Below are 411 nucleotides of genomic sequence, written 5' to 3' on the forward strand. Positions count from 1 at the left end.
CCAGGCCACCGGCAAAGCGTTCGATGCGCCAGGCGGTGAGCAGCGCGGTTTGCTTGACCACGATTTTCTCCACCGTGTCCTCGGCGCAGTCGCGCAGTTGCGCCCAGGCGTTGAAGCGGGTGATGAGTTTATCCGTCACATCAAAAGAGTTTTGCGTTTCCTCACCCATCCAGCGCCAATTCTCGATACTGCCCAGCTTGCCTCCGCTGGTGTCATAGAATTTTTTTGGCACCGTCATTGGCGCACCGGCACGGAAAGCCAGCAGATACATGCGGCGCAGCGCAATCTGCGACAGCTGCATGCCCACCTCGCCACCACAGCGGCCCTGCTCGCGCAGGCCGTAGCCACCACCGACATCGGAATGCACGCCGGGGTAGACAAATTCACCCAGATTGCCTGGCGGATAGCGGC

Annotated in this window: 1 pseudogene; it reads right to left on the reverse strand. The window is 60.8% G+C overall.

The window, feature by feature from the left end:
• Window positions 1-411 (reverse strand): annotated as a pseudogene (locus JHD64_RS21155) (DUF2235 domain-containing protein); the annotation flags it as partial.

It is taken from the genome of Aquitalea sp. ASV15, assembly GCF_016429115.1.
Taxonomy (GTDB): Bacteria; Pseudomonadota; Gammaproteobacteria; order Burkholderiales; family Chromobacteriaceae; genus Aquitalea; species Aquitalea magnusonii.